This is a genomic window from Cryptosporangium sp. NPDC048952 (genome assembly GCF_043197895.1).
Taxonomy (GTDB): Bacteria; Actinomycetota; Actinomycetes; order Mycobacteriales; family Cryptosporangiaceae; genus Cryptosporangium.
Map to the genome: position 1 here is coordinate 311228 of NZ_JBICTY010000005.1, position 19328 is coordinate 330555.

The 19328-nt window shown below is 69.9% G+C and carries 21 protein-coding genes; 1 reads left to right on the forward strand and 20 read right to left on the reverse strand.

Features of this window, described 5'->3' with window-relative positions; all coding sequences use genetic code 11:
- Positions 1–29: 29 nt before the first annotated feature.
- Positions 30–1280 carry an EAL and HDOD domain-containing protein gene (locus tag ACGFY5_RS28135; RefSeq protein ID WP_392724388.1) on the forward strand — a complete coding sequence of 417 codons (1251 nt, stop codon included), beginning with the start codon at positions 30–32 and terminating at the stop codon, positions 1278–1280.
- Here ACGFY5_RS28135 and ACGFY5_RS28140 read toward each other — a convergent pair.
- The 20 genes from ACGFY5_RS28140 to fliF all read right to left on the reverse strand — a co-directional run bounded on the left by ACGFY5_RS28140 (position 1270) and on the right by fliF (position 19320).
- Entirely contained in the window at positions 1270–2370 is a 1101-nt protein-coding gene (locus ACGFY5_RS28140) for a flagellar biosynthesis protein FlhB (RefSeq protein ID WP_392724390.1), read from the reverse strand. The genes ACGFY5_RS28135 and ACGFY5_RS28140 overlap by 11 nt on opposite strands.
- 3 nt (positions 2371–2373) lie before the next feature.
- Entirely contained in the window at positions 2374–3138 is a 765-nt protein-coding gene (gene fliR / locus ACGFY5_RS28145; RefSeq protein WP_392724393.1) for a flagellar biosynthetic protein FliR, read from the reverse strand.
- A complete protein-coding gene (locus ACGFY5_RS28150) occupies positions 3135–3410 on the reverse strand; it encodes a flagellar biosynthetic protein FliQ (protein ID WP_392724394.1) in 276 nt (91 codons plus the stop codon). Before ACGFY5_RS28150 ends, fliR begins: the two co-directional genes overlap by 4 nt.
- Positions 3411–3419: 9 nt before the next feature.
- A complete protein-coding gene (fliP, locus tag ACGFY5_RS28155) occupies positions 3420–4229 on the reverse strand; it encodes a flagellar type III secretion system pore protein FliP (protein ID WP_392724396.1) in 810 nt (269 codons plus the stop codon).
- Positions 4226–4624, reverse strand: a complete 399-nt coding sequence (fliO, locus tag ACGFY5_RS28160; RefSeq protein ID WP_392724398.1) for a flagellar biosynthetic protein FliO — start codon at positions 4622–4624, stop codon at positions 4226–4228. The genes fliP and fliO overlap by 4 nt, the downstream gene beginning before the upstream one ends.
- Complete coding sequence (fliN, locus tag ACGFY5_RS28165) at positions 4621–5379, reverse strand: flagellar motor switch protein FliN (RefSeq protein WP_392724400.1); 759 nt, start codon at positions 5377–5379, stop codon at positions 4621–4623. The genes fliO and fliN overlap by 4 nt, the downstream gene beginning before the upstream one ends.
- Positions 5376–6332 carry a flagellar motor switch protein FliM gene (locus ACGFY5_RS28170; RefSeq protein ID WP_392724401.1) on the reverse strand — a complete coding sequence of 319 codons (957 nt, stop codon included), beginning with the start codon at positions 6330–6332 and terminating at the stop codon, positions 5376–5378. The genes fliN and ACGFY5_RS28170 overlap by 4 nt, the downstream gene beginning before the upstream one ends.
- Positions 6333–6408: 76 nt before the next feature.
- Entirely contained in the window at positions 6409–6867 is a 459-nt protein-coding gene (fliL, locus tag ACGFY5_RS28175) for a flagellar basal body-associated protein FliL (protein WP_392724403.1), read from the reverse strand.
- A gap of 85 nt (positions 6868–6952) precedes the next feature.
- Positions 6953–7858 (reverse strand): flagellar motor protein MotB, encoded by a 906-nt coding sequence (locus ACGFY5_RS28180; RefSeq protein WP_392724404.1) that lies wholly within the window; start codon positions 7856–7858, stop codon positions 6953–6955.
- A 1-nt stretch (position 7859) separates the two neighbouring features.
- Entirely contained in the window at positions 7860–8627 is a 768-nt protein-coding gene (locus tag ACGFY5_RS28185) for a motility protein A (protein ID WP_392724405.1), read from the reverse strand.
- A complete protein-coding gene (locus ACGFY5_RS28190; RefSeq protein ID WP_392724406.1) occupies positions 8627–8902 on the reverse strand; it encodes a flagellar FlbD family protein in 276 nt (91 codons plus the stop codon). The genes ACGFY5_RS28185 and ACGFY5_RS28190 overlap by 1 nt, the downstream gene beginning before the upstream one ends.
- Before the next feature lie 96 nt (positions 8903–8998).
- Complete coding sequence (locus ACGFY5_RS28195) at positions 8999–10198, reverse strand: flagellar hook protein FlgE (RefSeq protein ID WP_392724408.1); 1200 nt, start codon at positions 10196–10198, stop codon at positions 8999–9001.
- Positions 10199–10230: 32 nt separating this feature from the next.
- The gene (locus tag ACGFY5_RS28200; protein ID WP_392724410.1) at positions 10231–10986 is read right to left on the reverse strand and encodes a flagellar hook capping FlgD N-terminal domain-containing protein; all 756 of its coding nucleotides are present in this window, start codon (positions 10984–10986) and stop codon (positions 10231–10233) included.
- A gap of 2 nt (positions 10987–10988) precedes the next feature.
- On the reverse strand, positions 10989–12923 hold the full coding sequence (locus tag ACGFY5_RS28205) for a flagellar hook-length control protein FliK (RefSeq protein WP_392724411.1): 1935 nt from the start codon (positions 12921–12923) through the stop codon (positions 10989–10991).
- Positions 12920–14026, reverse strand: coding sequence for a transglycosylase SLT domain-containing protein (locus ACGFY5_RS28210; protein ID WP_392724412.1), 1107 nt, complete (start codon positions 14024–14026; stop codon positions 12920–12922). The genes ACGFY5_RS28205 and ACGFY5_RS28210 overlap by 4 nt, the downstream gene beginning before the upstream one ends.
- Before the next feature lie 22 nt (positions 14027–14048).
- Positions 14049–14522: a flagellar FliJ family protein gene (locus ACGFY5_RS28215; protein ID WP_392724413.1), complete on the reverse strand. Its 474-nt coding sequence runs from the start codon at positions 14520–14522 to the stop codon at positions 14049–14051.
- A gap of 99 nt (positions 14523–14621) precedes the next feature.
- Positions 14622–15971 carry a FliI/YscN family ATPase gene (locus ACGFY5_RS28220; RefSeq protein WP_392724415.1) on the reverse strand — a complete coding sequence of 450 codons (1350 nt, stop codon included), beginning with the start codon at positions 15969–15971 and terminating at the stop codon, positions 14622–14624.
- A gap of 7 nt (positions 15972–15978) precedes the next feature.
- Entirely contained in the window at positions 15979–16704 is a 726-nt protein-coding gene (locus ACGFY5_RS28225) for a FliH/SctL family protein (RefSeq protein WP_392724417.1), read from the reverse strand.
- Positions 16688–17707 (reverse strand): flagellar motor switch protein FliG, encoded by a 1020-nt coding sequence (gene fliG / locus ACGFY5_RS28230; RefSeq protein WP_392724418.1) that lies wholly within the window; start codon positions 17705–17707, stop codon positions 16688–16690. Before fliG ends, ACGFY5_RS28225 begins: the two co-directional genes overlap by 17 nt.
- Positions 17707–19320 (reverse strand): flagellar basal-body MS-ring/collar protein FliF, encoded by a 1614-nt coding sequence (fliF, locus tag ACGFY5_RS28235; RefSeq protein WP_392724420.1) that lies wholly within the window; start codon positions 19318–19320, stop codon positions 17707–17709. Before fliF ends, fliG begins: the two co-directional genes overlap by 1 nt.
- Between the last annotated feature and the right edge of the window lie 8 nt (positions 19321–19328).

The window sequence follows — 19328 nt, forward strand, 5'->3', positions numbered from 1 at the left end:
CCGGCGCGTCCTGAGCCGATGTCATCGACGTGCACCCAGTCCCCGCGCCGCCGCAGCCCGTCGCGGACAGCACAGAGACGCTCTACGTCGCCAGGCAGCCGATCGTCAACCGTGACGGTCGGCTGGTCGCCTACGAGCTGCTGTTCCGGGACGCCCCCGGCGCGACGATGTCCACCGAGCGCGCTGCGGCGGCCACCAGCCGGGTGCTGGTCAACGCGTTCGCGGAGTTCGGGCTGGAGCGCCTGGTCGGCGACCGGCTCGGGTTCGTCAACCTGACCGCGGAGTTCCTCGCGGGTGACCTGCCGCTGCCGTTCGCTCCCGATCTGGCCGTGCTCGAGGTACTGGAGACCGTCGAGGTGGACGACCGGGTGCTCGCCGGCGTCGTGGACCTCACCCGGCAGGGCTACGCGATCGCGCTCGACGACTTCGTCTGGGGCACCAGCATCGATCGCCTGATCGACTACGCGACGTACATCAAGTTCGAGGTCGCCGGTGTCGATCCGGAGATCCTCACCGAGCGGGTCGCGATCGCCCGCCAGCGCAAGCGGGGGATCAAGCTGCTCGCCGAGCGCCTCGAGACCGACGAGGACTACCAGCTCGCCCGCAACCTGGGCTTCGAGCTGTTCCAGGGGTACCTGCTCGGTCGACCCGAGACGTTGACCGCCGAGGCGATCAGTCCGTCAAAAGCGCGTCAGCTCGAGTTGCTCGGCCTTCTGACCAGCCCGGACGTCGATCTGCCGAAGTTGTCTGCGGTGATTGCCGCCGACCCCGGCCTGGCGCTGCGCATCCTCCGAGCGACGAACTCCGCGTCGGTCGGGCAGCGGCGGCGCATCGCGTCGATCCAGGACGCGGTGATCATCCTCGGGCTCGAGCGGCTGCGGCAGTGGCTCGCGGTGATGATCGTCAGCGACCTGTCGCAGGCCGGCGAGGCCGACCTGTCGATCCCGATGGTGCGCGGCCGCTGGATCCAGAACATCGCGACCCAGGCCCACCTGCCCGCCGACGTCGGCTTCACGATCGGGCTGCTGTCCGGCGTCGCCGAACTGCTCGGAGTCGACGCCAGGGACCTCGCCGACCGGCTCCCGCTCACCGACGAGGTGCAGGCCGCGCTGGTCGAGGAGCAGGGCGAATTCGGCGTGGTGCTGAACGCGATCCGCGCCTACGAGTCCGGCGCGCGGGGAATGGCGCGGGTGCAGAACAAGCTCTCGCTGGCCGTGCTGGCCAAGAGCTACCTGGAGGCGGCCGCCTGGCAGATCTCGACGTCCGCGGCTATTCACTAGGAAGCTTCACCCGCCGGTTCGCCGGCAGCGTGTGCGTACCGGCGGCGGCACCCTTGGCCTTGAGCGACATGACGAACGCGAGCACGGTCGCCACCGCGGTGTAGAGCTCCGGCGGGATCTCCTGGCCGATCTCGCACGCCTTGTACAGCGTGCGGGCCAGTGCGACGTCCTGGATCACCGGCACCCGGTTCTCGGCGCCGAGCTCGCGGATCTTCAGCGCGATCGTGCCCGTGCCCTTCGCGACGACGCGCGGAGCACCTTTCAGCGGGTCGTACCGGAGGGCGACCGCGTAGTGCGTCGGGTTGACCACGATCGCGTCCGCCTTCGGGACGTCGGACATCATCCGGCTGCGGGCCATCGCGAACTGCCTGGCCTTGATCGCACCCTTGACGTGCGGATCGCCCTCGGTCTTCTTGTGCTCCTCCTTGATGTCCTGCTTGCTCATTTTCAACTGCTTGTCGATCCGACGCTTGGCGACGACGTAGTCGGCGGCGGCCATCACGAGACCCGCCGCGGCCGCGGAACGGATCAGCCGTTCCACGGTGTTGACGACCTGCTCCATGATCACTTCGGTCGGGATCTGCCCCATCCCCATCAGCACCGGGATGACGTCCTTGAGAGACCAGTAGAGCACTGCGCCGATCACCGCGCTCTTGACGATCGTCTTGATCGCTTCCCACAGCGAGTGGGGGCCGAGGAGCTTCTTCAGGCCCGACAGCGGGTTGAGTTTGCTGAACTTCGGCTTCAGCATCTTCGTCGCGAAGTTCAGGCCGCCCTGCGCGGCGGTCGCGGCGACACCCATGAGAAGAATGCCGAGCGCGAGCGGGGCGACGGTGAGCCCGATCGCCGGCAGCAGCTCGGTCACCAGGCCGAGCGCGCGGTTCGCGTCGGCGTGCTCGACGACGGCGATGGCCCGTTCGAACAGCGTCCGGGCGCGTTCCATCATCGTGCGGATGACCCCCGGCAGCAGGAAGCTGGCCAGCAGCATCCCCACCCAGGCCCCCAGGTCGGGGGTCCGGGCTATCTGCCCCTCCTTCCGGGCCTTCTTCTTCTTTTGCGGTGTCGGCTTCTCGGTCTTCTCACCGGACACGGATCACGCCCGGACGACGGTCATCACTGCGACGACCGCGGTGTCGACGACTTCCTCGACCATGCCCGGCACGATCCCGATCGCCAGACCACCGAGCAGCATCGTCATCAGGATCTTGATCGGAAAACCGAGCGAGAACGCGTTGAGTGCCGGCGCGGCCCGGGTGAGCAGGCCCAGCGCGACGTCGGTGCAGAACAGCACCGCGATCAGCGGCCCGGCGATCTGCATCGCGGCGAGGAACATCTGCCCGATGCCTTCGGTGAGCACGTGCCCCAGGGCCGAGAACGACAGGATCCCGGTGAGCGGTATCGCGTCGTAGGACTCCGCGAACCCACGAATGACCAGCGCGTGGCCGCCGGTCGCGAACAGCAGCGTCGTCGCGAGCAGGTTGTAGAAGCGCCCGAACGGAGCGGTCTGGGTGTTCGCCATCGGGTCGTAGGCCATCGCGACCTGGAAACCGCCGAACATGTCGATCAGGTCACCGGCCACCTGGAACGCGGTGAACAGCAGCGACGTGATGTAGCCGAGCGCGGCACCGACGACGACCTGCTGCGCGGCGCTGGACACGACGGCGGCCCACTCCATCGGCGGTGCCTGGTCGCGAACGGCCGGCGTCACCGCGAGCGCGATCGACAGCGCCAGGATCGCCTTGATGCGCGGCGAGATCATCGGCGCCGCGAACGGGGGAGCCACGACCAGCCACGCCGACGCGCGGACCGTGGCCAGCAGCATCGCCACCAGCTGCGCCCCGTCGAAGCCCCAGGTCATGATCCAGCGAGCAGCGTCGGTATCCGGGCGTAGAGCTGGGCCGTGTACGAGACCAGCTCGTGCAGCATCCAGTTACCGCCCAGCAGCAGCGCCGCACCGGCGGCGATGGCCTTCGGCACGAACGAGAGCGTCTGCTCCTGGATCTGGGTCACCGACTGGAAAAGCGAAATCAGAAATCCGACGCCGAGCGTCGCCAGCAGCACCGGCGCACTGAGTTTCGCAATGATCGTCATCGTGAACAGGCCGATTTCGATGATCTGGGCGTCGGTCATCCGCGCCTCCTACCGGTAGCTCGCCACGAGGGCGGTCACGACGAGGGTCCAGCCGTTGGACATGACGAACAGCAGGAGCTTGAACGGCAGCGACACCATCACCGGCGGCAGCATCATCATGCCCAGCGACATCAGCGACGCCGACACGACCATGTCGACGACGATGAACGGCAGGAAGATGACGAAGCCGATGATGAACGCGGCGCGCAGCTCCGACAGCACGAACGCGGGGATCAGCACCGGCAGCGAGACGTCGTCCTTGTTCTTCGGCCGGGGCTTGTCCGCGACCCGGTTCATCAGTGCGATCTCGTCCTTGCGGGTGTGCTTCAGCATGAACTCGCGCAGCGGCTTCACGCCGTCCTGGAACGCTTCGGTCTGGCTCTTGGTGCCCTTCAGATAGGGCTGGACACCCTGCGAGTTCACCTGGCTGAGCACCGGCGTCATGATGAAGATGCTGATGAACAGCGCCAGGCCGGCGATGACCTGGTTCGGCGGGATCGTCTGCAGGCCGAGCGCGTTGCGCACGATGCTCAGTACGACGAAGACCTTCGTGAAGCACGTGCAGAGCAGCATCACCGACGGGGCGATCGACAGCACGGTCAGCGCGATCAGCAGCGTGATCGCCGTGCTGGGCTTGCCGTTCGGACCGTTGTTGACGTTGACCGTCACCTGACCGCCGGGTGGCACCGGAGGCGTGGGGGCGGCGGGTTCGACTACCGGGGCGGTCATCGGGGCCGCGGGCGCGGGAGCCGGATCGCCCCAGACGACCAGGGCGATGACGAAGCCGAGGAGCAGCAGCCCCGCCGCCCGACGCGTCATCGTTGGCGGCTCGCCCGCTCACGGACGAACCCGGCGACCTGCGTCCAGGTAGCGGGGGAGAGCACCGACCCCGCCAGTGGTCCGTTCGGTTTCGCCTCGAGAACGTCGTCGGTGTGGTCCGCGAGGACGTCCGCGAACGCCGGGCGTTCGAACGCGCTCAGTGGCGTCTCGGTGAGGTACGTGACCTGGGCGTCGGTCACCCCGAGCACCAGCGCCCGGTCGTCGACCTTGACGACGGCCACCGACGCGCCGCGGCTGAGCGGCTGCCGGGACAGCACCGACAGCGACGCGAGGCCGCGTCCGCCCGACGGGCGTCGCACCAGCCGGGCGAGGCCCCACATGAGGAACAACACGACGGTCAGCGAGAAGATCGCCCGGAGCGTGGCCTCGATCATGAGCCAGCCGGCCGGTCGCTGTCCGGCGTGATGATCTCCGTGACCCGGATACCGAAGTTCTCGTCGATGACCACGACCTCGCCGCGGCCGATCATGCGTCCGTTGACCAGCAGGTCCGCCGGGCTGCCGGCGAGCCGGTCCAGTTCGACGACGGAGCCGGGCGAGAGCGAGAGCAGGTCCCGCACTGTCATCCGGGTCTGGCCCAGCTCCGCAGTGACGTCCATCTCGACGCCGTGCAGAAGGTCCAGCCCGTGCTGCATCGGCGCGGCGGCGCCACCGCCCCCGCCACCCCCGGACGCGATGCTGGTCACCGACGTGATCAGCAGACCGATCAGGGCACGAACCCCGCTGTCATCGCTGAGCAGCACGAACGCCGCGTCGCCGGACTCGGACAGCGCGGTGAGCCCGGCCTCGAGGTCCGGCACCGGGATGCCCTGCTCGACGACTACGGCGCCGAGCGTCCCGGCGGCGGCCTCGGCGACCGGCTGGAGCGCCTGGGTGAGGTCGAGCGCGCCCATCGGGCTCTCGGCCAGCGCGTCGACGAGGTCCTGGCTGACCGCGACCAGCAGCTGACCCTGCGCCGCACCGGAGAAGCTGGCGAGGACACCCTGACCGACCAGACCACCACTCTCGGGCGTGACCTGGGGATCGCCCGCGGTGAGCGGATCGACCGCGGGCAGCAGCGGCAACGCCGCGGTGGCGGCGGCGCCGACCCGGGCGAGCACACTCGCTGCGGCCTCAGTGGATGCGGTCAACGCCTGGCGTCCTCTCTCGGGGGATCGACGACCAGGCAAGCCAGCCGCGCGCCGTGGTTACCGGGGACGGCATGGGCGAGGGTGATGCCGTTCGTGCTGACCGTCAGGGGCCGGTTGACCGGGTGGTTGAGCGACACCACGTCGCCCGGCTCGAGCGCGACGATCTGTTCCGGGTACATCTGCGTCGTGCCGAACCGCACGACGACCGGCAGTTTCGCGCCGAGCAGGCCGCCGGCGAGGTTGCGCAGCGTCAGCTCCTTGGCCATCCGCTCGGCAGGCGTCAGCGCTGTCGCTTCGTCCGCCTTCTGCAGCGCCAGCATCACCGCGGCGAACGGGTGGCAGATCGTCGCGATGCACTCCTGGCTGCCGACCTTCATCTCCAGCGAGACGACGACCATCGGGTCGGACGGCACCGCGGCCTGCGCGAACTGCGGGTTGTACTCGATCGCCCCCGCTTTCGGATCGATCTTCTTGACGGCCTCGAAGGAGTACCGGAACTCGCCGAGGATCCGGTCGAGCAGCCCGCGGAACAGGACGGTCTCGATCTCCGAGAGCTCACGCTGCGGCTGCGCTCCGCCGGGCCCGCCGAGCAGGTGGTCGATGCACGCGAGCGCCATGTCCACGGGGATCTCGAGCAGCGTGATCCCGGGCAGCGGGGCGAGCGTCACCATCGTGAGCAGCGTCGGGTTCCCGATCTGGGCGATGTACTCGTCGTAGGACAGCTGCTCGATCGAGACGAGGCTGACCTGCGAGATCGCCCGGAGACTCGACGTGAGCAGCGTCGTGTACTGCCGCGCGAACGTCTCGTAGGTCATCTGCAACGTTCGCGCGTGCTCCCGCGAGAGCTTCGTCGGCCGACGGAAGTCGTACGGCTGGGGACCAGCGCCCTTGGAACGTCGTGACAGCCGGCCGGCGGTTCGGGGGGCGCCGGCGGGCGCGGACGACGAAGTCACGTCGGCCCGATCGTCCGTGAGCGTTGCTTTCTGAGAAGAATGCGCTGTATGTGATTGTGAACGGCGATAGCGCTCGTCACTGGATGACGAACTCGGTGAAGTACACCGCCATCACGTATTCGAGCTCCTCCTCGGTATAGGCCTTGACGACCTTCTCGGTCAGTTCGGCCTTCTCCGCCTCGCGCTGTTTGTTCGTCGTCAACTCGGCCACTTCCAGGTTGCTGAACTGCGAGATGACGAGATCCAGGGCCTTGCTGGTGTCCACGGTCTCGGCGGCGTTCGTCGTGGTCTGCAGAGCGATAGCGATCTTCAGGTAGTGCCCGTCGGCGAGGTTGACCGTGATGGCGTCCGCCACGACGACGGCGCTGGGGGTCGGCTCGGGGTGCGCCTCCTCCTCGCCGGAGTGGGAGAAGAACGCGAAGTAGGCGCCGATGCCGCCGCCGATCAGCACCACGACCGCGGCCACGATGATGATGAGCAGCTTCTTCTTGCCGCCGCCCTTTTTCTCCTTGTCGCCCTCTTCTTCCTTAGCCATCAGCCATCCCGATCTTCATTTTTCGCACTTTAGTGGTGTGAATCGGTCTCCGTCGAGCTATCAGGGCTCGTGGCGGACCGGGGCGTCAGATCGACTCCGCGGCGGCGGGCAGCAGCGAGCTGGTGTCGTCCGGCAGATCGGAGAGCACGATGATCTCCACTCGGCGGTTCAGCTTGACCGAGCGCGGATCGCTCGGGCTGATCAGCGGTTTCGTGCCGGCGAAGCCGACCGCGCGCAGCCGCGTGGCGGCGATGGCCTCGTTGCCGATCAGGTACCGCACGACAGCGCTGGCCCGGGCCGTGGACAGCTCCCACGCCGACGGGTAGTTCCGCGTCGGCACCGGCAACTGGTTGGTGTGTCCGTCGACCTCGATGTCGTTGGGCAGCGATTTAAGCGTGGGGCCGACGGCATCCAGGATCTGCTGGCCGCCCGACCGGAGGACGGCGCTGTCACCGGAGAACACCACCGAACTCGTGACCACGGTGACCACCAGGCCGCGCGAGTCGATAGTGAACGACGCGTCGCCTTCGAGGTTCTTCTCTTTCAGCGCGGCTTTGATCTTCTTCTCGGCCTCGGAGAGGTTCTGCGCCTCGGCCTCCGCGGCCAGCATGCGCGTCTGCGCCTTCGCCAGCTCCGCCGCCGACACGGCCTTCTTCACGAGCGCCTTCTCGGACTCGGTCAGCTGACCGGCCGGGCCGGAGCCCGCCGCCATGTCGAGACCCGCGCTGTCCGATGCGCTGCTCTGCAGTACCGAGCTCGAGCCCTGCAGCACGGCGTTCGTGCCGAACGCCTGGTTGAAACCCTCCTGGAGCAGGATGACCTTCGTCTGGTCGACGTTGCTCATCGCGAAGAGCACCAGGAAGAGCACCATGAGCAGCGTCATCATGTCCGAGTAGCTGACCAGCCATCGTTCGTGATTGACGTGCTCTTCGTGCTCTTCGTGTTTTTTGCGCCTGCCGTCGTGGCCCCCGTGGCCCCCGCCACCGGACATGTCAGGCGGCCGCTTTGGCCGGTGCGGGGTTCGGGAGCAGGCTCTTCAGCTTCTGCGCGACCAGACGCGGGTTCGCGCCCGCCTGGATCGCCATGATGCCCTCGATCGAGAGATTCATCTGGTCGACCTCGAGCTCGCTCACCCGCTTGATCCGGTTGGAGATCGGCAGCCACATGAGGTTCGACGACAGCAGACCCCACAGCGTCGCGACGAACGCGGCCGCGATGACGTGACCGAGTTTCTCCGGCTCGGCGAGGTTCTCCAGCGCGTGGATCAGACCCGTGGTGGTACCGATGATGCCGATCGTGGGTGCGAACGCGCCGAGGTTCTCGAAGTACTTCGACGCGTTCTTGTCGCGCTTTTTCTTCGCCTCGATCTGCCCCTCGAGGATCTCGCGCAGCTCCTCCGGGTCGGTGCCGTCGACCGCCAGCTGCAGACCGTCCTTGAGGAACGGATCGTTGACTTCCTTGATCGCGTCCTCCAGCGCCAGCAGGCCCTCCTTGCGTGCCCGTTCGGCGAGCTTGACGATCGTGTCCACCGACGCGCCGGCGTCGACCTTCTTCGCGGTCAGCGCGGCGATGAAGTTTTTTCCGAAGGCGATCGTGTCCGGCAGCGTGCCACCGGTCATCGTCGCGCAGATCGCGCCACCGAACACCAACAGCAGCGGTGCGACGAGGAACAGCGACCCGATGTGGCCACCCTCGAGGATGACCGAGGTGAAGACGATCGCGAAGGCCGCGACCAAACCGATTATGGCGGCGGGGTCCATCAGCGCTCCGGACGGTGCAGCGGGACGACGATCTGCGAGGCAGGGTCGTCCATGGCGGTCAGGGTCGATTTCGCCGGCTCGAGTACGGCACGTTGGGCCTCGGCGATGACCGCGGCCCGGTACTGCCGGATGAGCTGGGTGACCTCGGTCAACGACTCGAGGACGACGTACTTCGTGTTGTCGACCAGCGTGATGACCGTGTCGGGCGTGCAGTCGGCGCGTTCGATCAAGTCCGGGTTCAGCGCGAACTCCTGGCCGTTCAGGCGCGTCAACACGATCACACCTGTGTCATCGGCGGGTGGCGCGCGAGGGTGAGGAAACGGTGCAGGACGGGTGCGAGCAGTGCCCGAACCCGTCCTGCGTCCGCTACGTCAGCGCTTCAGGTTGATCAGGTCGTTGAGCAGCTCGTCGGAGGTGCTGATGATCTTCGAGTTCGCCTGGAACCCGCGCTGAGCGATGATCAGGTTGGTGAACTCGCTGGCCAGGTCGACGTTCGACATCTCCAGCGTGCCGCCCATGATCGCGCCACGGCTGCCGCCACCGGGCGTGCCCATCTGCGGCACACCGGAGTTGACAGTGGTCCGGAACATCGACCCGCCGGCCTTCTCCAGGCCGGCCGCGTTGTTGAACGACGCCAGCGCGATCTGGCCGAGCGGCTTGCGCAGACCGTTGGTGAACGAGCCGACCAGCTGGCCGTCCTTGGTGATCGAGAAGCCCTGCAGCGACCCCATCGCGTAGCCGTCCTGCTTCTGCGGGGCCACGGTCGTCGTGCCGGCGTAGTTCGTCAGGCCGGCGAGGTCGACCGCGATGTCACCGGCCGCGGCCGGGAACGTGAGGCTCGTCGGACTCGGCGTCGTGCCGGTCGCGGAGAACGTGATGTCACCGCCGTCGTAGTCGGTGGTTCCGTCGCTGACCGACACGGCCCAGGTGTCCGTGCTGGCACCCTTGGTCAGCGTGATGGTCAGCTCGGACGGATTGCCGGACCCGTCGTAGATGGTGAGCGACGGGGTGATCACCGTGCCCTCTTTGGCGTCGCTGGGCAGGTTGCCGGAGAACGTCACCGCCGTGCTCTGCGACGGCGCGAGCAGGGTGTTGATCGGCAGCGACATGTCCGTCGGCGTGGTGTTCGACGCGATCGTGCCGTCCTTGTCGGCCACCCAGCCCTGGACGCGGTTGCCCTCGTTGGTGACCAGCGCGCCGTTGGCGTCGAACGAGAAGGAGCCGGAGCGGGTGTAGAGGGTCTCCGAGCCGGTCTTCACCGTGAAGAAGCCGTCGCCGCTGATCATCAGGTCGGTGCTGCGACCGGTGGTCTGGGCGGAGCCCTGAGTGAAGTTCGTGGAGATGCCGGCGAGCTGGACGCCGAGGCCGACCTGGGCGGGGTTCGTGCCGCCCTGGACGCTTCCCTGCGGCGAGGCCGGGGCCTTGAGCATCTGGTTGAGCGTGTCCTGGAACACCGCTTGGCTGGACTTGAAGCCGGCCGTGTTGACGTTGGCGATGTTGTTGCCGGTCACGTCCATCATCTGCTGGTGGGCGCGGAGACCGCTGATACCGGAGAACAGCGAGCGCAGCATAGATCGGTTCCTTTGCTTCGGTAGCGCGGGCGCTAAGCGCCGGGGTTGGAGGCGTCCGGGGCGGTGCCGGAGTTGGTCGGGCCGGGCGGCGTGGTCGGTGCCACCGTGGCGGGGTCCGGGCTGCCCGTGCTCACACCCGCCGAGGGCGCGGTCGCCGGAGTGTTCCCGCCGCCCGGTGCGGTGGCGCCGGGATCGACGGTGCCCGGGACCGTCGTGCCGGGAGCGGTGGTGCCCGGGGGTGTCGTGACCGGGGAGGTGGCGGTGGGTGGGAGGACGCCCGGGGTCGCGGCGCCGGGGACGGCGTCGCCGATGGGCGTGATCGCGTCCTGCTGGCCGCCGCCGATCGGCGACGTCGTCGCGAGACCGACCTTCCCGATCGCGACGACGCTCGACATCGGGATCGAGAGTCCGTTCACCGTGATGCTCGGGTTCGACCCGAGCGTCGCCCCGTCGACCTTCCCGCTCACCTGGTTGCCGGTGGCGTCGGTGTACGTCACTTCCTTGCCGACGAGATTCGCCGCGCCGAGCGTGAGCTGCGCGGTGAGCATCTGCTGCTGCACTTCGGCCAGGTCGGTGAGCTTCTCCACCGTCGTGAACTGAGCGGTCTGCGCGACGAACTCCGTACCCTGCGCCGGGTTCATCGGGTCCTGGTACTTCAGCTGCGCGACGAGAAGCTTGAGGAACGCGTCCTTGTCCAGGTCCGCCGACGGCGGTTTCGTCGGCTCCTGGCCGAGCACCTGGTTCAGCGCGGCACCGGTGTTGTGCGACTCGTTGATCGGGATCGTCATGGCTACACCTGCAGGTCGAGGCCGTGGCGGCCGGTGTCGGTCGGTGTCGGCTCGGGATACCCGGGGGCCCGCTGCGGGGCCGGGCGGCCGTTCTCGGCACCGCCCGTGTCACCGGTCTGTCCACCCCGGCCGGTCTGCCCCCCGGGCCCCTGGCCGGTGGTCGCGAACTGCTGCCGGTTCTGCTGCCCGGCGGGAGCGTCGCTGAAGTCGAACGCCGCCCCGGAGAACCCGGCGTCCTCGAGCTGCTGACGCAGCTCGGGCAGCGCCGCGCGCAGCGTCTCCCGGGTCATCTCGTTCGCTCCGCCGAAGTGCAGGTGCACCTGGCCGTTACGGATCTCCGCGACGACGCTGATCGTGCCGAGGTCGTTCGGGCGCAGCTCCATCGCGATGCGGTGGACGCCGTCGCCCTGCGTGCGCAGCGGAATGATCTGGTCGGCGACCTGTGTGGCCGGAGGCGGCGGGGGAGCCTGGTCCGGGGCGTTCGCGCCGGTCAGGTCGATCTGCTGGGCCTGGGTCAGGTCCGGGGTGTGCAGCGGCGTGAAGCCGGTCGCGTCGGGCGTCGCGGGGGTGTTCGCCGCGGCCAGTGCGTCGGTGAAGCCGTCGCCGCTGCCGCGTTCGGCGTCGCGGTCCGTGCCGGTGTCGCCGGTCGTTCCGGTATCGAGCGCTGCCCCCGGGACGTAGCCGGCCAGGTTCACCGGTGCGGGGATCGGGCCGCCGGGGCCGGGGACGGGGGCCGCCGTGAGCGTGGTGGCGTCGTCGGCGGCCAGGAACTGGCCGAGTTGTGCGGCGGTGGCCTGGACGGCCGCCACCTGGGCGGCTGCGTTCTGTGCGGCGGTGGCCTGGGTGGCCGCCAGCTCGGCGGCCGAGAGTTGGCGCCCGGATTTCGTCACGGGTGGCAGGCCCGCCGCCCCGAGCTCGAACCCCGGCCCGCCGGCCGAGCCGACACCACCGACGCCGCCAGCGTCGCCGGCACCGCCCGCGCCGAGACCGCCGGCACCGCCGGGCCCACCGGCACCGGCAGCCCCTATCCCGCCGGCACCGCCCGCGGCGCCCGTGCCACCTGCGCCCGGCACACCACCGCCGAGCCCGCCTGCTCCTGCGCCCGGCACACCACCGCCGGGCCCACCGGCACCGGGCAAGCCGAAGCCGGGCCCGCCGGTGCCCGAAGCGCCCGCGCCCGTCGCGTCGGTTCCGGGGGCGCCGGCGCCGAGCAGGGCCTCGGCGAAGGCCGCCAGGTCCACCTCGGCGAGCGCCGCCGCCGCCGCAGCGCTGTTCGCGTTGGCGGTGATCGCAGCCTCGACCGCCGGTCGCGCCTCCGCCGCGGGCACCACGGTCAGATCCGGCAGCCCGAACGCCCGGGTGCTCGGCGCACCCCCACCCGCGTCGGCCGCCCCAGGCGCGGGGAGCTCCGCGAGCCCTCTCGCGTTGAGCCCCAACGTCGCCGGGTTCAGCACCGGCCCGGTCACGATGCCACCTTCGCCCTCGGTGACGACACCGATCCCGACCACGGCCACCGGCGGAGCGTCGGCATCGATGTCACCGCCGGACGCACCGCCGAGCGCGAGCTGTCCGTGCGCGAGCAGCGCCGCGGGCAGCGCGAGCGCCCCCGCGGAGTCCGACGGCGGCATGCCGGTCATCGTCGTGTGCCACGCCTGAGCCAGGATCGCGCGCCGGCCGCTGTCCTCCTCCGGCGCCTTCGCGGGCTTCTGCTTCGTCCTGGGCCCCTCCGACGAGTCGTCCTCGGAGATCGTCGTGTCCTCGGCGCCCTTGCTGCTCGAGGCGGCCGACAGCGCGGAGACGAACTGCTCGTCGTCGTCCTGGCCCTGCCGGCCGGCGCCGTCCGTGTTCGCCTCGGCGGCCCCGCGCGCCGGCGCGGTGTGCGTCGCCATCATCAGCGCCATCGTGTTGTGCGACGCGGGAAGGGGAGAGATGCTCATGAGGCGTCCTTTCCGAGCGCACGCAGGGCGTTCTGCACCTTCACGACGTAGGCCCGCGTCTCCGCGTACGGCGGGATGCCGTCGTAGCGGCGGACCGCGCCCCCACCCGCGTTGTAGGCGGCGAGGGCCAACGGCAGCGACCCGAACTCGTTCAGGTGCTGCTTGAGCAGGCGAGCGGCACCGTCCACCGCCTGTCTGGCGTCGAACGGATCGACGCCCAGTTCCCGGGCGGTGGCGGGCATGATCTGCATCAGCCCGCGGGCGCCGGCGCGGCTCACGGCGTCGGGATCGTAGTTCGACTCGATCTTCGCGACCGCCGCCAGCAGCGCGGGGGAGATCCCGCGGCGGGCTCCGGCGGTGGTGAACAGATCGGCGAACGGGACACCGGAGAGCCGTCCGCCACCGGCCGCTGAGCCGCCCAGCGCCGCCGAACCGCCCAGCGCGCCCGCGCCTCCTACCGCTGCCGCGCCGCCCAGCGCGCCCGGGCCACCGAGCGCGGCGGTGCGCAGCAGATTCTCGGCGGCGTCACGTGCCGAAGTGCGTAGCTCCTCGGCCGGCAGCACGCGGCGGATCGACGTCGGCGTCTCGTAGACCGGCCCGACCTTGACCCGCTCCCCGGGCTCCGGCGCGTGCAGCATCTTGCCCTTGCCGACGTAGATGCCGATGTGCTCGTACCCGTCGAAGATCAGCAGGTCACCGGGCTTGGCCTGGCTGAGCGACGGCACCGCTGAGCCTTCCAGCCGCTGGTGGCGCACCAGCCGGGGCACCTCGATGCCGATGTCCTTGAACACCCGCTGCACCAGGCCGGAACAGTCCAGGCCCTTGGCCGGGTCGGTGCCGCCGAACACGTACGGCACCCCGAGGTACTTACGGGCGGCGGTGACGACGTCCGCGCCGGTCGGGCCGCTGGGGCTGAGTGCGCTCTCCACTCGGTCGACCGTGGTGCTCCCACCGGTACCACCCGTCGATTCCGCGGCACGCGCGGACTCGAGCGCACCGGCGAACCCGGTCGGTCCCAACCCGGCGCCGAACCGGGTCGCCGTCTGCGCGATCTGGCTCTGGATCGCCAGCATCCGCGACGAGACCTCCGCAAAACCGGTCACGCTGCCCCCTCGATTCCCTGCCTCAGGGGGCTTCGTCGCCCTCGGCAGAGTTCTCCGTGTTGTCCATCGGCGGTTTGGTCCGCGACCTTCGGGTTGTGGCCAACTCGTCGACGAGCATCTGGTCCTCTGCCAGCTCGGCCGCGGCCCGCTCAGCCTTGTACCGCTCCTCGAGCTTCTCCACCGCCCGCCGGGCCTGCGACGCGTCGGTGTACTCGCGCAGCTTCTCGGCGACGGCCTGCTCCGCGTCGGCGACGACCCGCTGGGCGGCGAACAGCTCACCGGCCAGCGCCTGCCGGGCCGAGATCGCGGCCATGTACGACCTGACGACCGCCGAGGAAGGCAGGTGCCGCCCGCGCAACGTCTCGCCGGTGCGTTCGGCCATTAGCTCCGCCTCCCGTAGCGCGGCCCGCGCGGCGAGCAGCTCGCCGCGGACCGCGTCCTCCTTCGCCTGCCGGGCCCGCAGCACGGTGGCGAGCCGGAACCGCTTCTTCGCCATCAGCCGGAGCTGAGCAGCTGGGCCATGGCGTCCCAGGCGGCACCGGCCGGGTGGCGGCAGAGTGCCCAGGCTCTGTCCTTAACCGTCATGGCGCGTCCTTCATCCGGAGCTGAGCAGCTGGGCCATGGCGTCCCAGGCGGCACCGGCCGGGTACGGGTCGCCCAGGCTCTGCCGCAGGAACGCGGTGATCGCCGGCCAGAGCTCCTTGGCGCGGTCGGCGTCGGGGTTCGTGCCCTGGACGTAGGCGCCGATCTCCAGCAGCTCGCGAACGTCGCGGTACGCGGCCATCAGCCGCCGGAGCTCGCTGGCCATCGCTTTCTGCTCGCGGGTCGTGATCGCGCCGGAGACACGCGAGACCGACTCCAGTACGTCGATCGCCGGGAAGTGGCCCGAGGTGGCGAGCTTGCGGTCGAGCACGACGTGGCCGTCGAGGATCGACCGGGCGGTGTCGGCGATCGGCTCGTTCTGGTCGTCACCCTCGACGAGCACGGTGTACAGACCGGTGATAGTTCCGGCCGCGCCGGGACCCGCGCGTTCGAGCAGGCGGGGGAGCAGCGCGAACACCGACGGCGGGTAGCCGCGGGTGGCGGGTGGCTCGCCGGCCGAGAGCCCGACCTCGCGCTGGGCCATCGCGGTACGGGTCAGGCTGTCCATCATCAGCAGGACGTCCTTGCCGCGGTCGCGGTACCACTCGGCGATCCGGGTCGCGACGAACCCGGCACGCAGGCGCACCAGCGGCGGGGTGTCGGAGGTCGCGACGACCACGACGGCCCGGGCCATGCCCTCCGGCCCCAGGTCGTGCTCGAGGAACTCGCGAACCTCACGGCCGCGTTCGCCGATCAGCGCGACGACCGTGATCTCGGCTTCGGTGCCGCGGGTGATCATGCTCATCAGGCTCGACTTACCGACGCCGGACCCGGCGAAGATGCCGATGCGCTGGCCCCGGCCGCACGGCACGAGCGTGTCGAGCGCCCGCACGCCGAGCGGCAGCGGGTAGCGGATCAGCCCGCGTTCCATCGCGGTCGGCGGCTCGCCCTCGACCGAGACCCACTCGGTGTTGGCGAGCGGCGGCCCGTTGTCCATCGGCCGTCCGAGGCCGTCCAGCACGCGGCCGCGCAGCGACTCGCCGACCTGGATCTGCAGCGGTGCGCCGGTGTTGACCGCTCGGTCCCCGGCGCCGACGCCGCCCAGCGGGCCCAGCGGCAGGCAGGCCAGGCGCGCGCCGTCGAGCGCCACGACCTCGGCGGCGATCGTGGGGCCCGCGGCTGCACCGCCCCGGATTCCGGCCATGCCACCGACGCCGCCGATCCGGACCAGGTCACCGACCCGGCCGGGAACGCCGACGACCGACACCGACAGACCCAGCACCGAGTCGACCCGCCCGGTCACCTCCGGCCGTGCCGCCCGGATCGCGGGAGCCAGCCGGTGCTGCAACAGCCGGCTAACCACGGCTTGCTCACCACGGTTGGTCCTCGGCGTCGACCATGCCCAACGCTTCGCCGACGCGTAGCAGCGCGGCGGACAGGCGCGCGTCGACGACCGTGGCGTCGCTCTCGGCGATCGCATCGCCGCTGGCCAGTGCCGCGTCCGGTTCCAGCGTCACGGTGCGGCCGTCGATGACCAGCGGTCCCTCGTGGTCGGCCTCGGCGGTCAGCGTCGCATGGTCGGCCGGGTTGACCCGCACCAGCACCGGCCGGCCGACCGGCACCAGCTCCAGCGCACGCGCCACGGCGTCGCGACCGGGGGAGTCGGCCAGCGCCAACTCCCGGCCCAGCACCGCCTCCGCGAGTACGAACGCGGCACTGACCAGCTCGTTCTCGATCTCCATCGCGCTCGGCGCGGCGCGCTGCTCCAGCGCGTTCGCCGCGGCCGCGATCGTCTGCAGTGCCCGCTGCAGACCAGCGGCACGCGCCTGCTGGAACCGCCGCGTCTCCTCGTCGGCGGCCCGCTGCGCGGCCTCCGACTCGACCTTCGCGGCGCGTTTGCCTTCGGCCCACCCGGCCGCGAACCCGGCGGCCTTCGCGGCCTCCTTCACGGCGGCCAGCTCGGCGTCCACGGCGGGCACCCGCGGCACCCTCCCGCCGACCCGGCCGAGGTCCGTGTGGAACGACGCGCTCACGGCGACGTCGGCCGCGGCTCCGCGCAGCACTCCGGCCGACGTCGGGTCAGGCGACGAACTCATCGTCGTCTCCCCGTCGGATCGTGATCTGACCGGAGGCTTCCAGCGCCCGGATGTTCTGGACGACCTTCGCCTGCGCCTCTTCGACCTGGCGGAGGCGGACCGGGCCGAGCATCTCGACCTCGTCCGCCAGGTTCTCGGCCGCGCGGCCGGAGAGGTTGCGCATGATCTTGTCGCGCACGGCGTCGTTGACGCCCTTGAGCGCGGTGGCCAGGTCGGCCGACTCCACCTGCCGGAGCACGAGCTGGATCGACCGGTCCTCGAGGCCGATGATGTCCTCGAACATGAACATCTTGCTGCGGACCTCTTCGGCCAGCTCCGGGTTGAGCGTCTCGAGGCCCTCCAGGATCATCTTCTCGGTGCCGCGGTCGGCGCGGTTGATGATCTCGACCAGCGGTTGCAGACCGCCGACCACCGACATCTCGGTGGGTTGCAGCACCGAGGACAGCTTGCGCTCGAGCGTCTCTTCGACCTGCCGGATCGTGTCCGGCGAGGTCCGGTCCATCACCGCGATCCGGTTCGCGACGTCGGCCTGCAGCGCGGGGGAGAGCCCGGACAGGATGCCGGACGCCTGGGTGGCGGTCATGTGGGCCAGCACCAGCGCGATCGTCTGCGGGTGCTCGTCCTGGAGGAACGAAAGCAGCTGGCGGGCCTCGGCCCGCTGCAGGAAGTTGAACGGGACGTCGGCGATGCTCTTGGAGAGCCGCCCGATGAGGTCCGCGGCCCGCTCCGCGCCGACCGAGGCCTCCAGGAGGTCGCGCGCGTAGTCCAGCCCACCCTGGCCGGCGTACTTGTTCGCGGTGGCCAGGTCGTGGAACTCGAACAGGACGTCGTCGGCGACCTCGGTCTCGATCTGACCGAGCCGCGCGATCTCGGCGGTCAGCTCCTCGATCTCGTTCTCGCGCATCTGCGCGAGGATCTTCGAGGATGCTTCCTTGCCCATCTGGACGAGGAGGATCGCGGTCTTGCGCAGCCCGGACAGGTCGGTGCCGGTGGAAACGGTCATTACCGCGACACCTCCCGCCGGTCACCGAGCCAGCTGCGCAGCAGCGCCGCCACCTCCTCGGGCTGCTTCTCGACCATCTCGGCGATCTCGCGCTGGCGGGTCTCCTTGTCGGGCCCGAGGCGGACCGGCCCGGCTTCGATCGCCTGCGGTGCGTTCGCCGCCTCGAGCTCGCGCATCCGTTCGCGTTCGAGCGCGGCCTGCATCTCCTCGAGTTGCAGGCGCTCGGACGGCGTCAGCGTCGTGCGCTGCTGCTTCTTGCGGTTCTTGCGGCTGACGAACGCGGCGATCAGCATCAGCAGCGCGATCAGACCGATCGCGGCGCCGCTCTTGATCGTCGACATCATCTGGGCCTGCTTCGCCGCCGACTGGGACTCGGCGAGTTCCTTGGCCGCGGCCTTCGCCGCCGACTCGTCGAACGGCAGCGCGGTGACCGCGAGACTGTCGCCGCGGGTGGTGTCCAGCGCGGCCGCGGACTGCACGAGTGTCTGGATCTTGGCGGTGTTCGCCGAGGCTGGGACATTGGAGTCCAGCAGCACCGCGATGCCCATCCGGCGGATGGCGCCCGGCGCGGAGTTGCGGGTCTCGGTCACCGAGTTGACCGCGTTGTTCTTCGTCGTCGTGCTGTTCTCGTAGTTGTTCGAGCCGTTGGACCCGCTCGGGACCTGGATGTTGTCGGGGCCCAGGACACCGCCCACGGCGTTGCCGTTGCCCGAGAACGTCTCGGTCTTCTGCGACTCGGCCAGCGGCTGCGTGTTCGCGTCCGAGTTGTAGGTCTGCGTCTTGGTCTCGGTGTCGTCGTAGTCGAGGTCGGCGGTGACCGTGACCGCCGCCTTGCCCTTGCCGACGACCTGCTCGAGCATCGAGCGGATCGACTCCTGCATCTTGCCCTCGAACGCGACCGTCTGTTTGCTGCTGGAGTCGCCGCCCGCCGCGGTCGTGGTCTGCCCGCCCTTGGCGAGCACCGAGCCGTCGGCGCCGGCCAGCGTGACGTCCGAGGACGTCATGCCCTCGACGCTGGAGGACACCAGGTTGATGATCGCCTGCACCTGGCTGTCGGTGAGGTCCTTGCCGGCGGCGGTCTTGACCAGCACCGAGGCGGTCGGTTTCTGCTGGTCGTCGGCGAAGACGTCCTTCTGCGGCAGCGCCAGGTGGACGGTGGCCGCCTCGACGCCGTCGATCGACTGGATCGTCGTGGCCAGCTCACCCTCGAGCGCACGCTGATAGCTGACGTGCTGCATGAACTCCGACGTCGTCACGCCCTGCTTGTCCAGCAGCGAGTAGCCGGTGTCCTCGCCGGCCGGCAGTCCCTGACCGGCCATCTGCAGCCGCAGGTCGTAGACCTGGTCGCGCGGCACCATGATCGTGGCGCCGCCGTCGGCGAGCTCGTACTGCACGTTCGCGGCGCCGAGCTTCTCCACGATCGCCGACGCGTCGGTGGGCGCGAGGTTGCTGAACAGCGAGGCCATCGTCGGTTTCGACGCCCACGTGGCGAAGAAGTAGCCGCCGACGACGAGGGCCAGGACCGCCACGACGAGCACGGCCTTCTGCCCCACGGAGAAGGACTTGAAGCCCTCGACTCCGCGGCGGAGCGCGCGCTTGAGACGGTCGACCATCGGCTAGT

What these genes read in the sequence shown, in the direction of transcription:
- ACGFY5_RS28200 (WP_392724410.1), bottom strand. Translation starts at nt 10,986, where the DNA reads ATGACGATCCCGATCAACGAGTCGCACAACACCGGTGCCGCGCTGAAC.
- ACGFY5_RS28195 (WP_392724408.1), bottom strand. Translation starts at nt 10,198, where the DNA reads ATGCTGCGCTCGCTGTTCTCCGGTATCAGCGGTCTCCGCGCCCACCAG.
- fliP (WP_392724396.1), bottom strand. Translation starts at nt 4,229, where the DNA reads ATGACGCGTCGGGCGGCGGGGCTGCTGCTCCTCGGCTTCGTCATCGCC.
- ACGFY5_RS28225 (WP_392724417.1), bottom strand. Translation starts at nt 16,704, where the DNA reads ATGAGTTCGTCGCCTGACCCGACGTCGGCCGGAGTGCTGCGCGGAGCC.
- fliO (WP_392724398.1), bottom strand. Translation starts at nt 4,624, where the DNA reads ATGATCGAGGCCACGCTCCGGGCGATCTTCTCGCTGACCGTCGTGTTG.
- ACGFY5_RS28215 (WP_392724413.1), bottom strand. Translation starts at nt 14,522, where the DNA reads ATGGCGAAGAAGCGGTTCCGGCTCGCCACCGTGCTGCGGGCCCGGCAG.
- ACGFY5_RS28180 (WP_392724404.1), bottom strand. Translation starts at nt 7,858, where the DNA reads ATGTCCGGTGGCGGGGGCCACGGGGGCCACGACGGCAGGCGCAAAAAA.
- fliF (WP_392724420.1), bottom strand. Translation starts at nt 19,320, where the DNA reads ATGGTCGACCGTCTCAAGCGCGCGCTCCGCCGCGGAGTCGAGGGCTTC.
- ACGFY5_RS28205 (WP_392724411.1), bottom strand. Translation starts at nt 12,923, where the DNA reads ATGAGCATCTCTCCCCTTCCCGCGTCGCACAACACGATGGCGCTGATG.
- fliR (WP_392724393.1), bottom strand. Translation starts at nt 3,138, where the DNA reads ATGACCTGGGGCTTCGACGGGGCGCAGCTGGTGGCGATGCTGCTGGCC.
- ACGFY5_RS28150 (WP_392724394.1), bottom strand. Translation starts at nt 3,410, where the DNA reads ATGACCGACGCCCAGATCATCGAAATCGGCCTGTTCACGATGACGATC.
- fliL (WP_392724403.1), bottom strand. Translation starts at nt 6,867, where the DNA reads ATGGCTAAGGAAGAAGAGGGCGACAAGGAGAAAAAGGGCGGCGGCAAG.
- ACGFY5_RS28185 (WP_392724405.1), bottom strand. Translation starts at nt 8,627, where the DNA reads ATGGACCCCGCCGCCATAATCGGTTTGGTCGCGGCCTTCGCGATCGTC.
- fliG (WP_392724418.1), bottom strand. Translation starts at nt 17,707, where the DNA reads ATGACCGTTTCCACCGGCACCGACCTGTCCGGGCTGCGCAAGACCGCG.